Origin of the sequence: Shinella pollutisoli (genome assembly GCF_024609765.1) — a bacterium.
In the GTDB taxonomy this organism is placed as follows: Bacteria; Pseudomonadota; Alphaproteobacteria; order Rhizobiales; family Rhizobiaceae; genus Shinella; species Shinella pollutisoli.
Genome location: NZ_JANFDG010000002.1, coordinates 212,273 through 225,366, shown reverse-complemented (window position 1 = coordinate 225,366; position 13,094 = coordinate 212,273). Strand labels below are relative to the sequence as shown.

The window sequence follows — 13,094 nt, the reverse complement described above, 5'->3', positions numbered from 1 at the left end:
TGGCGCGGGCATGCGTGAGCGGGAATAGGGCGAATTTGCTATTTTTTTGCAAAGGGAGACGCGCCCCGGCTTTGATGGTAAAGAATTTGTTGACTTCGTTTTTATAAGTTTTGCGTCCAGCCGGGGATTTTCAACCATCGACCCGAAATTTGAAAAACGGAACCGACAGCCGATGACACAGAATCTCACCACCGTTCTGCGCCGATCTGCGCTCACCCTCCTCCTTTCGGCCGGCCTCATGGGCCCGGCGACGACCGCCCGGGCAGATGCGGGCTTCCAGAAATGGATTGCCAATTTCTACGCGACGGCCGCCGAGAACGGTATCAGTAAGGCGACCTATCAGAAGGCGTTTTCGGGCGTCAAGACGCCGGACCAGTCCGTCCTCGAAAAGGCCGCCTACCAGCCGGAGTTCAAGCACAAGATCTGGGACTACCTCGATTCCCGCGTGAACCCCTACACCGTGCGCATCGGCCGGGAAATGGCCGCCAAGCACGGCCGCACGCTCGCCGCGATCGAGAAGCATTTCGGCGTCGACCGCCATATCCTGCTCGCCATCTGGTCGATGGAATCGAACTACGGCGCGGTGCTGTCGAAGGACGACCGGCTGCACTACGTGCCGCGCGCGCTCGCGACCCTCGCCTATGCCGACAAGAAGCGCTCCACCTATGCGAAGAAGCAGCTCGTCGCGGCGCTCAAGATCATCCAGCGCGGCGACATCGCAGCCTCCGAGATGACCGGCTCCTGGGCCGGCGCCATGGGCCATACCCAGTTCATCCCGTCGAGCTACCTGATCTACGCGATCGACGCCGACGGCAACGGCCACCGCGACATCTGGAACTCCGTGCCCGACGCGCTGGCGACGGCCGCCAACCTGCTCGCCAAGAACGGCTGGCAGCCGGGCAAGACCTGGGGCTACGAGGTGGTCGTGCCGAAGGGCGGCGAGAAGTATTCCGGCCAGACGAAGACGCTCGCCCAATGGGCGAAGCTCGGCTTCGCGCGCCCGAGCGGCAGCGGCTTCAAGAACGGCAAGGACCGGGCCGAGCTGAAGCTGCCCGCCGGCGGCGGCCCCGGCTTCCTGATGACCAAGAACTTCTTCGTCATCAAGCGCTACAACGCCTCCGATTCCTATGCCCTCGGCGTCGGCATGCTGGCCGACCAGCTCGCCGGCTACAGCGGCATGAGGCAGCGCTGGCCGCGCCCGGACGGCGCGCTCGACATTTCCGAGAAGTTCGAGCTGCAGACGCGTCTCAAGGAGCTCGGCTACTACGAGGGCGAGGTCGACGGCAATTTCGGCTCCGGCTCGAAGGCCGCCATCCAGGCCTTCCAGAACCGCATGGGGCTTGCCGCCGACGGGCAGCCGAGCCAGGAACTGCTGCGCGCGCTCAGGCGATGATCCGGGCTTCCTCTTGCCGCGCGCATTTGCCATCATGCCGCCATCGGGATGGACGAACCTGACCGCGGCAGGAAAAGAGACGCAATGGCAAAGACGATCCCCATCGTGCGTGCGGCGCTGGCCGCGGTTGTCGCCGCGGCCCTCGTCGTGCCGGCGGCCGCGCAGGAGCCCGTGAAGCGCAAGACGATCCTGGAAATGCTCTTCGGCACGCCGAAGGGCAAGAAGGTCGAAAGCGAGCCCGCCGCCAGGAAGGCCACCCCGACCAAGCGCGTGAAGAAGCGGCCGAAGGCGGTCGAGACCGTCGAGAAGCCCGCAGCCGTCGAGAAGCGCAGCGACGCCCGCAAGGTCCTCGTCGTCGGCGACTTCATCGCCGGCGGTCTCGGCGAGGGCCTGGAGGAAGCCTTCGAGACGACGCCCGGCATCGTCGTCGAGCGCCGCACCAACGGCTCCTCCGGCGTCGTGCGCGACGACTACTACGACTGGCCGGCCAACCTGCCGGGGCTGATCGCGGAGACGGCACCCGCCGTCGTGGTCGTCAGCATGGGCGCCAACGACCGCCAGCAGATGACGGTGGCCGACGCCAAGGAGAAATTCCGCTCCGAAGGCTGGACGAAGGAATACGAGGCGCGCGTCGCCCGCATCGCGGCACTCGCCAGGCAGGGCGGCCGGCCGCTGTTCTGGGTCGGCATGCCCGCCTTCCAGTCCTCGGCGATGACCGCCGACATGACGACGCTCAACACCATCTACCGCGCGCAGGTGGAGAAGGCGGGCGGCGAGTTCATCGACATCTGGGACGGCTTCGTCGACGAGGAGGGTCGCTTCGTCACCTCCGGCTCGGACATCAACGGCCAGCAGGTGCGCCTGCGCGGCTCGGACGGCATCAACCTCACCAAGGCCGGCAAGCGCAAGCTCGCCTTCTATGTCGAGAAGGAGATCCGCCGCGTGCTCGGCGACGCGGCGACGGACGGCACCGGCCGCCAGGGCGATCTCAAGGACCTCGTCGTCGTCGCGCCCGCCGAGGACGCCGAGATCACCCAGACGCAGCCGATCGCGCTCACCGATCCGGCGCTCGACGGCGGCACCGCCCTTCTCGGCGGCGCCGTGGCGGCCAAGGGCAACGGCAAGAGCCCGCGCGAGAAGCTGGTCGAGAAGGGCGAGGTCGCCGACGCGCCGCTCGGCCGCGTCGACGACTTCCGGCTCCGGGCGGCGCCTTGAGGGCAAGGCGCGAACGGCCTTGCATTCAGGGAAAGACTAACCCGTGACGCGCGGCAGCGTCACGCGGGCGCAAAGCCCCGGATCGCGGTTCTCCAGCGTGAAGGTGCCGTTCGCCTCGGCCACGAAGCTTTCGACGATCGCCAGGCCGAGGCCGGCGCCCTCGCTGGTCGAATCGAGGCGGCCGCCGCGCTTCAGCACGAAGCCGATCTCCGATTCGGGAATGCCCGGCCCGTCGTCGATCACCTCGAGGACGGCCTCGCCGCCGGAAGGCCGCGCGGCGATGGCAACGCGCGAGACGGCGTAGCGCGCCGCGTTCTCGGCGAGGCTGCCGACGATCTCGGCGAGGTCTTCCGCATCGACGCGCACGAGGATGCCCTCGGCGACGTCCTGCCGCCAGTCGAGCATGCGGCCGGCCGGCGTGCGCGAGACGACGCTCACCACCTGCGAGACAACGCGGGCGAGGTCGCTGCGCGCGGTATGGCCGCGCTCCGCCTGGCGTGCCCGGGCCATCTCGTGGTCGACGTGCCGGCGCATACGGGCGATGATCGCCTCGATGTCGCGGGCGATCGCCTCCTCGCCCTTCTCGCGCAGCCGGAGCACGTCGCCGGAGAGTATCTGCAACGGCGTCTTGAAGCCGTGCGCGAGGTCGGCCGCCCGCTCGCGCGCCTTGCGGAGCTGGTTCTCGCGCGATTGCAGGAGCGCGTCCACCTCGCCGGTGAGCGGCAGGACCTCGTCGGGGAAATCGCCGCCGAGCCGCTCCGCCTTGCCGGCGCGGATCGCCGAAAGCCGGCCGGTGAGCGTGGCGAGCGGTCTGAGGCCGACGACGATCTGCACGAAGCTCGCCGCGAGCAGCAAGGCCGCGAGCGCCTCCAGATAGGGCAGGAGGTCGCCCTCGAACTCCTTCGTCGCCCGGGCGATGTCGCCGCGGTCGACCGCGACGGCCACCCGGAGCGGGCGGGCGCCGGCGCGCGCCGGCATCACCACCTCCCGCTCGACGAGCAGCAGCGGCACGCCGCCCGGCCCGTCGATCGTCTCCGTGCGGATGGCGCCGGGGGTCGTCGCCGGCAGCGCCAGCACGCCGTCCCACAGCGAGCGCGAGCGCAGGCGCTCCCCGTCCCCCTCGATCTGCCAATAGAGGCCGGAGAGCGGGCGCTCGAAGCGCGGGTCGACCGGCGGGCGGACGAGATGCAGCGCGGCGCCCGGCTGCTCCGAGATGCCGGCGATGATCTGGTTGAGGTGCGCGGTCAGCTCGGCGGCGATGCGCCGCTCGACATGGCGCTCGAACAGCATGGACAGAACGAAGAACGCCGCCACGAGGGCGGCGGCGATCGAGGCGGCGCCCGCCAGCGCGAGACGCAGCCGCAGCGACCGCGGCGTCATGGCGCGTGCTCGCCCATGTAGTAGCCGAAGCCGCGCCGCGTGCCGATGGCGAAGGCGCCGAGCTTCTTGCGCAGCCGCGCCACCAGCGCCTCCAGCGCGTTGGCGTCGCGCGAGTAGTCGTCGCCGTAGAGATGCTCCTGCAGCTCGGTCGGCGGCACGATGCGGTCGCGATGGTGGCCGAGATAGCTGACGAGCCGGTATTCGAGCGGCGTCAGCGCCTGCGGCACGCCGTTCACGCTGACGCGCATGGCGCGCGTGTCGATGGTGACGGGACCGATGGCGATCGTCGCCGCCCCGTGGCCGACCGAACGGCGGATGAGGGCACGCACGCGCGCCAGGAGCTCCTCGAACTGGAAGGGTTTCGGCAGGTAGTCGTCCGCGCCCGCGTCGATGCCCTCCACCCGCTCGGCCCAGCTGCCGCGCGCCGTCAGGACGAGCACGGGCATGTGCCGGTCGTTCGCCCGCCAGCGCTTCAGCACCGTCATGCCGTCCATGCCCGGCAGGCCGAGGTCGAGGATGACGAGGTCGTAGTCCTCGGTGTCGCCGAGGAACCAGGCTTCCTTGCCGTCCGAGGCGGTCTCGACGGAATAGCCGGCAGCCGTCAGCACGGCCGCCACGTCCGATGCGATACGGGCATCGTCCTCGACGAGAAGCAGGCGCATCAGTCCCCGTCATCCTCCACGATCGCCATGGTCTTGGCATCGATCTGCAGTTCGATGATCTGTCCGGTCGGCTGGATGAATTCCAGCTCGTATATATACCGGCCGTTCTCGCGCTCAAGCTCGATCTCGATGAGGTCGCCCTCGACATGCTTGCGCGCCTCGGCGATCACCTCTTCCAGCGGGCGGACGAGCCCCTGCTCCAGCGCCTGGCGCGCCTCCTCGTGCTCCTGCGCGTCGTCGTCCGTGTTCGCATCGACGGACGGTGCGGCGCCGAGGGCCAGGAGCACGGCAAGCGTGACGGAGAGAGGGCTCGAAAGACGTCGGATCATGCCGTCCCTATAAGGGCTCGCGGCTGACAAATCGCTGACAGGCCCTGTCAGGCGGCGAAAAGGCGATCCGTGCCAAACCCGTCCCATCGCAGCAGGAAAGGACCTCGCCATGCCCACCAGTCTCCTCCGCTTCACCGCGCTCGCCGCCGGCCTCCTCATGACGGCCGCCGCCGGCTGGGCGGAAACCTCCCCCGCACAGATCCGCACGCAGAAGACGCTGGAAGAGGTCGTCGTCGACCTTTCCGCAAAGGGCTATCTCATCCGGGAAATCGAGATGGACGACGGCCACTTCGAGGCGACGGTCGTCGATCCGCAGAACGTCGTCAGCAAGGCCGTGATCGACGGCACCACCGGCGAGATCCGTCGCATCGAACGCAAGCGCTGACCGCTTCCCTTGAACGCCGGCCCGCGGCGCGGGCCTCCCAACAGAAGGATATCTTCCCATGGCACGAATCATCGGCAACTCCAACGCCAACACGCTGCGCGGCAAGTCCGTCGCCGACGACCTCTACGGCAAGGGCGGCAACGACAAGCTCTACGGCTACGGCGGCGACGACGACCTGAACGGCGGCTCCGGCAACGACCGGCTCCAGGGCGGAACCGGCAACGACGACCTCCACGGCGGTTCCGGGCGCGACACCTTCGTCTTCACCAGCGGCCGCGACGAGATCGAGGACTTCTCCACCCGCAGCGACAAGATCGTCATCGACACCAAGCTCGGCGTCGACAGCTTCTCCGAGCTGATGGCCCGCGCCCGCTCCATCGACGGCGGCGAGGACGTGCGCATCGACTTCGGCCGGGGCCACACGCTGACGCTGGAGGACGTGAAGCTCTCGAGCCTCAAGGCGAGCCACTTCACCTTCACCTCGGTGAACACCCGCGAACCGACGGACCCGCTGTCCGGTGACAACACGCTGCACGGCAACAGCGGCGCCAACAAGATCTCCGGCGGCGCCGGTAACGACCGGATCTTCGGCCACGGCGGCAACGACCGGCTGAACGGCGACGGCGGCAACGACAGGCTCTACGGCGGCAACGGCCATGACGACCTGAAGGGCGGCTCCGGGCGCGACTACCTCTCCGGCGGCGCCGGCAATGATGACCTCGAAGGCGGCTCCGGCAACGACAGGCTGAACGGCGGAACGGGCTACAACGAGCTCGAAGGCGGCGCCGGCAGCGACACCTTCGTCTTCGCCGCAGGCAAGACCGAGATCGAGGACTTCCGTTCGGGCGTCGACCGGATCACGATCGACAAGGGCCTCGGCGTCTCGAGCTTCGGCCAGCTGAAGGCGACCGCCCGCACCGTCGACGGCGGCGAGGACCTCGTCTTCGACTTCGGCAAGTACGAGCTGCGGCTGGAGGACACGCGTCTTTCTGAGCTCTCCTCGTCCGACTTCCTCTTCGTCTGAGCCGCCCGGACGGAGGAGGAAGGGCGCGCCGGTCCCCCGGCGCGCCTTTTCGTTTTTCAGCGCGGCAGCGTGGTCGTGCCCATCAGCGCCTCGTCGACGGCGCGGGCCGCCTGCCGCCCCTCGCGGATCGCCCAGACGACGAGCGACTGGCCGCGACGCACGTCGCCGGCGGTCCAGAGCTTCTCCACGGAGGTCCGGTAGTCGCGGTCGTTGGCCACGACGTTGGAGGAGCCGCGCCGGTCGGTGTGGATCTCCAGCCGGTCGCCGAGGTCCTTCAGCACGCCGTCGGTGAAAGGGCCGCGGAAGCCGATGGCGATAAAGGCGAGGTCGGCCTTGATGATGAACTCGGTGCCGGCGATCGGCTTGCGGCGATCGTCCACCTGGCAGCACTTCACGCCCGTCAGCACCCCGTCCTCGTCGCCGACGAATTCGAGCGTGCCGACCTGGAACTCGCGCACCGCGCCCTCCGCCTGCGAGGAGGAGACGCGCATCTTCGTCGCCCAGAACGGCCAGACGGCGAGCTTGTCCTCCTTTTCCGGCGGCTGCGGGCGGATGTCGAGCTGCGTCACCTTCACCGCGCCCTGGCGGAAGGCCGTGCCGACGCAGTCCGACGCCGTATCGCCGCCGCCGACGACGACGACATGCTTGCCGCCGGCGAGGATCGGTGCGGAGGGCCAGCCGGTGCTGTCGATGTTCTCCCGGCCGACGCGGCGGTTCTGCTGGACGAGGTAGGGCATGGCGTCGTGCACGCCGGCAAGGTCGACGCCCGGGATGCCGGCATCGCGCGGCGTCTCCGAGCCGCCGCAATAGACGACGGCATCGTGCTCGGCGAGCAGCTCGTCCATCGGCTTGTCGACGCCGACATTGACGCCGCAATGGAAGGTGACGCCCTCGCCGCGCATCTGCTCGACGCGGCGGTCGATGAAGTTCTTCTCCATCTTGAAGTCCGGGATGCCGTAGCGCAGCAGGCCGCCGGCCTTCGATTCGCGCTCGAAGACGTGGACCTCGTGGCCAGCGCGGGCGAGCTGCTGGGCGGCGGCCATGCCGGCCGGGCCGGAACCGATGACGGCCACCTTCTTGCCGGTCTTCACCGTCGCCGGCTGCGGCACGATATAGCCCATCTCGTAGGCCTTGTCGGCGATCGCCTGCTCGACGGTCTTGATGGCGACCGGCGTATCCTCGAGGTTGAGCGTGCAGGCCTCCTCGCAGGGCGCAGGGCAGACGCGGCCGGTGAATTCCGGGAAGTTGTTGGTGGAATGGAGGTTGCGGATCGCGTCCTCCCAGTTGCCGTTATAGACGAGATCGTTCCAGTCGGGGATCTGGTTGTGGACCGGACATCCGGTCGGCCCGTGGCAATAGGGAACGCCGCAATCCATGCAGCGCGCCGCCTGCTTCTGGACCTCGGGGTCCGACATCGGAATGGTGAACTCGCGGAAATGGCGGATGCGGTCGGATGCCGGCTGGTACTTCATCACCTGCCGGTCGATCTCCAGAAAACCTGTAACCTTGCCCATCGTATTGTCCTGAATCCTGGTGTTTTCAACGAGCGCCTATCGGACGCCAGGGTTGGCCCCTCATCCCGCTGCCGCGACCTCTCCCCGCAGGCGGGGAGAAGGAAGATGCCGCACCGCCTTGCCGCGTGTCCCTTCTCCCCGTTACGCGAAGAAGGTGCCGGCAGGCGGATGAGGGGCTTTTGCCGAGACTACTCGGCCGCTTCCGCGGTCTGCATCCGCTCCATGTCTTCCAGCGCACGGCGGTACTCGACCGGCATGACCTTGCGGAATTTCGGTCGGTACTCGGCCCAATGGTCGAGGATCTCCCTGGCCCGCGGCGAGCCGGTATAGTGCAGGTGGTTGGAGACGAGCTGGTAGAGCCGTTCCTCGTCGTGACGCGTCATGTCGCCGGAGACGTCGACCATGCCCTTGTGCATGAGGTCGCCGCCGTGGTGGTGCAGCTTCTCCAGCATGTCGTCCTCCTCCGGCACCGGTTGCAGCTCGACCATCGCCATGTTGCAGCGGCGGGCGAAATCGCCCTCCTCGTCGAGCACATAGGCCACGCCCCCCGACATGCCGGCGGCGAAGTTGCGCCCCGTCTGGCCGATGACGACGACGACGCCGCCCGTCATGTATTCGCAGCCGTGGTCGCCCACGCCCTCGACGACGGCGACCGCGCCGGAATTGCGCACGGCGAAGCGCTCGCCGGCCACCCCGTTGAAGTAGCACTCGCCCGAGATCGCCCCGTAGAGCACCGTGTTGCCGACGATGATCGACTCGTGCGGCAGCGTCTTGCTTCCCTCCGGAGGCCGCACGACGATGCGCCCGCCCGACAGGCCCTTGCCGACATAGTCGTTGCCGGCACCGACGAGATCGAAGGTGATGCCGCGCGCGAGGAAGGCGCCGAAGGACTGCCCGGCCGTGCCGTTGAGGCGCACGGAGATCGTATCGTCCTTCAGCCCCTTGAAGCCGTAGCGCCTGGCGACCGCGCCGGAGAGCATCGCCCCCGCCGAGCGGTCGACGTTCTTGATGTCCACCTCGATTGCGACCGGCGTCTTCGCTTCGAGCGCTGGCTTCGCCTGCTCGATCAGCCTGCGGTCGAGGATGTCGTGGATCGGATGATCCTGCCGCTCGGTCCAGTGGGTCTTCTCCTTCGGCGCATCGACCTTGTGGAAGATGCGGGAGAAGTCGAGGCCGTTCGCCTTCCAGTGCGAGATCATCCGCTCCTTCTCCAGGAGTTCCGAGGCGCCGATGATCTCGTTGAGCGAGCGCACGCCGAGCGAGGCAAGGATTTCGCGCACCTCCCCGGCGACGAAGAAGAAGTAGTTGATGACGTGCTCGGGCGTGCCCTTGAAGCGCTTGCGCAGCACCGGGTCCTGCGTGGCGACCCCCACCGGACAGGTGTTGAGGTGGCACTTGCGCATCATGATGCAGCCGGCGGCGATCAGCGGGGCGGTGGCGAAGCCGAACTCGTCGGCCCCGAGCAGCGCGCCGATGACGACGTCGCGCCCCGTCTTGAGGCCGCCGTCGACCTGGAGCGCGACGCGCGAGCGCAGCCCGTTCAGCACCAGCGTCTGGTGCGTCTCGGCAAGGCCGATCTCCCAGGGGGAACCGGCATGCTTCAGCGAGGTGAGCGGCGAGGCCCCCGTGCCGCCGTCGAAGCCGGCGATCGTGATATGGTCGGCGCGCGCCTTGGCGACGCCCGCCGCGACCGTGCCGACGCCCACTTCCGAGACGAGCTTGACGGAGATGTCGGCCTCGGGGTTGACGTTCTTCAGGTCGTAGATGAGCTGCGCCAGATCCTCGATCGAATAGATGTCATGGTGCGGCGGCGGCGAGATCAGGCCAACGCCCGGCGTCGAATGCCGGGTCTTGGCGACCGTCGCGTCGACCTTGTGGCCGGGAAGCTGGCCGCCCTCGCCGGGCTTCGCCCCCTGCGCCACCTTGATCTGCAGCACGTCGGCATTGACGAGATATTCCGTCGTCACGCCGAAGCGGCCGGACGCGATCTGCTTGATCGCCGAGCGTTCCGGGTTCATCGAGCCGTCCGGCAGCGGCAGGTAGCGGTCGGCCTCCTCGCCGCCCTCGCCGGTGTTCGACTTGCCGCCGATCCGGTTCATGGCGATGGCGAGCGTGGTGTGCGCCTCGCGGGAGATCGAGCCGAAGGACATGGCCCCGGTCGAGAAGCGCCTGACGATATCGGCCGCCGGCTCCACCTCGTCGAGCGGCACGGGCTTGCGGCCTTCGCCCTTGATGGAGAACAGGCCGCGGATCGTGTTCATGCGCAGCGACGAGGCGTTCACCAAGCCGGCGAATTCCCTGTAGCGGTCTTCCGCATTGCCGCGCACGGCATGCTGCAGCGAGGCAACCACGTCCGGCGTCCACGAATGCTCCTCGCCGCGCATGCGGAAGGCGTATTCGCCGCCGATGTCGAGCGTGTTGGCGAGCAGCGGATCGCGGCCGAAGGCGGAGCGATGGCGGTTGAAGGTCTCCACCGCGATCTCGTCGAGGCCGATGCCCTCGATGGTCGTCGCCGTGCCGAAGAAGTACTTGTCCACCAGCTCCGAGGAGAGGCCGACCGCGTCGAAGATCTGCGCGCCGCAATAGGACTGGTAGGTCGATATGCCCATCTTCGACATGACCTTGAGGATGCCCTTGCCGATCGCCTTGATGTAGCGGTAGACGACCTCCTCCGCATCGACCTCCTTGGGGAACTCGCCGCGCTTGTGCATGTCGAGAAGCGTGTCGAAGGCGAGATAGGGGTTGATCGCCTCCGCGCCGTAGCCGGCGAGCAGGCAGAAATGGTGCACCTCGCGCGGCTCGCCCGATTCGACCACGAGGCCGACCGAGGTGCGAAGCCCCTTGCGGATCAGGTGGTGATGCACGGCGGCGGTGGCGAGCAGCGCCGGCAGCGCCACCCGGTCCGGGCCGATCTGCCGGTCGGAGAGCACGATGATGTTGTAGCCGCTGCCGACGGCCTGCTCGGCGCGCTCGCACAGCCGGTCGAGGATCTCCGGCAGGCCCTCGGCCCCGCGCGAGACATCGTAGGTGAAGTCGAGCGTCTTGGTGTCGAAGCGATCCTCGACATGGCCGATGGAGCGGATCTTCTCCAGGTCGCCGTTGGTGAGGATCGGCTGGCGCACCTCCATGCGCTTGGCCTTGGCAGCACCACCGTGGTCGAGGATGTTCGGGCGCGGGCCGATGAAGGAGACGAGGCTCATCACCAGCTCCTCGCGGATCGGGTCGATCGGCGGGTTCGTCACCTGCGCGAAATTCTGCTTGAAATAGGTGTAGAGCAGCTTCGGCTTGTCGGACATCGCCGAGATCGGCGTGTCGGTGCCCATCGAGCCGATCGCCTCCTGCCCCGTCGTCGCCATCGGCGACATCAGCAGCTTCGTGTCCTCCTGCGTGTAGCCGAAGGCCTGCTGGCGGTCGCGCAGCGACACGTCGCGGCGCAGCGCCCGCGGCTCCACCGGGCCGAGGTCCTCCAGGATGATCTGGGTGCGGTCGAGCCATTCGCGATAGGGATGCTTGGCGGCGAGCTGCGACTTCACCTCCTCGTCGGAGATGATGCGCCCCTCCTCCATGTCGATCAGCAGCATCTTGCCCGGCTGGAGACGCCACTTGCGGACGATGTTCTCCTCGGCGACCGGCAGCGTGCCGGCCTCCGAGGCGAGGATGACGCGGTCGTCGTCCGTCACGAGATAGCGCGCCGGGCGAAGCCCGTTGCGGTCGAGCGTCGCGCCGATCTGCCGTCCGTCGGTGAAGGCGACCGCCGCCGGGCCGTCCCACGGCTCCATCAGCGCGGCGTGGTATTCGTAGAAGGCCTTGCGCTCGGGGCTCATGAGCTGGTTGCCGGCCCAGGCTTCGGGGATCAGCATCATCACGGCATGCGCCATGGAGTAACCGCCGCGCACCAAAAATTCGAGCGCGTTGTCGAAGCAGGCGGTATCCGACTGGCCCTCGTAGGAGATCGGCCAGAGCTTGGTGATGTCGTCGCCGAAGAGCGGCGAGGAGACGGAGGCCTGCCGCGCCGCCATCCAGTTGACGTTGCCGCGCAGCGTGTTGATCTCGCCGTTATGGGCGACCATGCGGTAGGGATGCGCGAGCTTCCACGACGGGAAGGTATTAGTGGAGAAGCGCTGGTGGACGAGCGCCACCGCGCTCTCGAAGCGCGGGTCGGCGAGGTCCTTGTAATAGGCGCCCACCTGATAGGCGAGGAACATGCCCTTGTAGACGATGGTCTTCGAGGACAGCGAGACGGGATAGAAATTGCTCTCCTCGCCCGCATATTCGTCGTAGATGCGGTTGGAGACGACCTTGCGCAGCGTGAAGAGCCGGCGTTCGAACTCGTCGTTGGTGGCGGCATCCCGGCCGGCGCCGATGAAGACCTGCACGTGGCGCGGCTCGGTCGCCACGATCTCGGGCGCCTTGGAGAGCGAGGAATTGTCGACCGGCACGTCGCGGAAGCCGAGGAGCACCTGCCCCTCTTCGGCGGTCACGTCGGCGAGCGTCTTCTTGAAATGGGCGACCAGTTTCTCGTCCTGCGGCATGAAGATGTGGCCCACGGCATATTCGCCGGCCTTGGGCAGGGTGACGCCCTGCTTCGCCATCTCCTCGCGGAAGAAACGGTCCGGAATCTGGACGAGGATACCCGCGCCATCGCCCATCAGGGGATCGGCGCCGACCGCGCCGCGATGCGTCAGGTTTTCGAGCATGAAGAGACCGTCCTTGACGATCTGGTGCGACTTGATGCCCTTCATGTGCGCCACGAAACCGACGCCGCAGGCGTCCCGCTCGTTGCGCGGATCGTAAAGTCCCTGTTTTTTCGGCAGGCCCGGGGTGGAAGCGCGCGTCTTGGCGCCCGCCGCAGTCGCCTGCGCCCGGGACTGCCGCAAATCTCGTGCTTGAGTCATCACCACCATCGTCTTCACTCCTCTGCGCCCCTCTTCAGCGGGCAAGCGTGGCACCCGCGCGGCCGCCGGCTTGCGCGTCTCGCAATCCGGCCCCGCGGGCGTCGTCTGTGCATGAACCTGTCCCGCCGCGGACATGTGCGACGGCGGACCAGGCATCGGACCGTCGCAAGCCGCCGGATCGTCGGGAACCTCCCGTCCGGCGCCATCCCGGCCTTCTCCGACATCGGTGGAAGAGGCCTGTTCGGTCACTGACCGAAATAGGACAGCAACACTGTCCTATTTCATAGGCTCTATGCC

General features: G+C 67.8%; 9 protein-coding genes. 4 read left to right on the top strand and 5 right to left on the bottom strand.

Annotation, left to right across the window (positions count from 1 at the left end; genetic code table 11):
- The first annotated feature begins 172 nt into the window (after window positions 1-172).
- Entirely contained in the window at window positions 173-1,393 is a 1,221-nt protein-coding gene (locus tag NNZ72_RS02550) for a lytic murein transglycosylase (RefSeq protein ID WP_257312217.1), read from the top strand.
- 84 nt (window positions 1,394-1,477) lie between these two features.
- Window positions 1,478-2,608, top strand: coding sequence for an SGNH/GDSL hydrolase family protein (locus NNZ72_RS02545; protein WP_257312211.1), 1,131 nt, complete (start codon window positions 1,478-1,480; stop codon window positions 2,606-2,608).
- 36 nt (window positions 2,609-2,644) lie between these two features.
- Here NNZ72_RS02545 and NNZ72_RS02540 read toward each other — a convergent pair whose 3' ends face one another.
- From NNZ72_RS02540 to NNZ72_RS02530, 3 genes are read right to left on the bottom strand one after another with little or no spacing between them, the layout of a single operon-like run.
- Entirely contained in the window at window positions 2,645-3,988 is a 1,344-nt protein-coding gene (locus NNZ72_RS02540; RefSeq protein WP_257312205.1) for a sensor histidine kinase, read from the bottom strand.
- Window positions 3,985-4,650, bottom strand: coding sequence for a response regulator transcription factor (locus NNZ72_RS02535; RefSeq protein WP_257312200.1), 666 nt, complete (start codon window positions 4,648-4,650; stop codon window positions 3,985-3,987). The genes NNZ72_RS02540 and NNZ72_RS02535 overlap by 4 nt, the downstream gene beginning before the upstream one ends.
- Window positions 4,650-4,979 carry a PepSY domain-containing protein gene (locus tag NNZ72_RS02530; RefSeq protein ID WP_257312197.1) on the bottom strand — a complete coding sequence of 110 codons (330 nt, stop codon included), beginning with the start codon at window positions 4,977-4,979 and terminating at the stop codon, window positions 4,650-4,652. Before NNZ72_RS02530 ends, NNZ72_RS02535 begins: the two co-directional genes overlap by 1 nt.
- Before the next feature lie 109 nt (window positions 4,980-5,088).
- Here NNZ72_RS02530 and NNZ72_RS02525 point away from each other — a divergent pair, with 109 nt between their 5' ends.
- Together NNZ72_RS02525 and NNZ72_RS02520 are read left to right on the top strand one after the other, a co-directional pair.
- The gene (locus NNZ72_RS02525) at window positions 5,089-5,364 is read left to right on the top strand and encodes a PepSY domain-containing protein (RefSeq protein ID WP_257312195.1); all 276 of its coding nucleotides are present in this window, start codon (window positions 5,089-5,091) and stop codon (window positions 5,362-5,364) included.
- A 58-nt stretch (window positions 5,365-5,422) separates the two neighbouring features.
- Complete coding sequence (locus NNZ72_RS02520; protein WP_257312191.1) at window positions 5,423-6,388, top strand: calcium-binding protein; 966 nt, start codon at window positions 5,423-5,425, stop codon at window positions 6,386-6,388.
- A 56-nt stretch (window positions 6,389-6,444) separates the two neighbouring features.
- Here the strand turns inward: NNZ72_RS02520 and NNZ72_RS02515 are convergent, their stop codons facing one another.
- Window positions 6,445-7,902: a glutamate synthase subunit beta gene (locus tag NNZ72_RS02515; RefSeq protein ID WP_257312185.1), complete on the bottom strand. Its 1,458-nt coding sequence runs from the start codon at window positions 7,900-7,902 to the stop codon at window positions 6,445-6,447.
- A gap of 188 nt (window positions 7,903-8,090) precedes the next feature.
- Complete coding sequence (gene gltB / locus NNZ72_RS02510; protein WP_257312180.1) at window positions 8,091-12,797, bottom strand: glutamate synthase large subunit; 4,707 nt, start codon at window positions 12,795-12,797, stop codon at window positions 8,091-8,093.
- Window positions 12,798-13,094 lie beyond the last annotated feature (297 nt).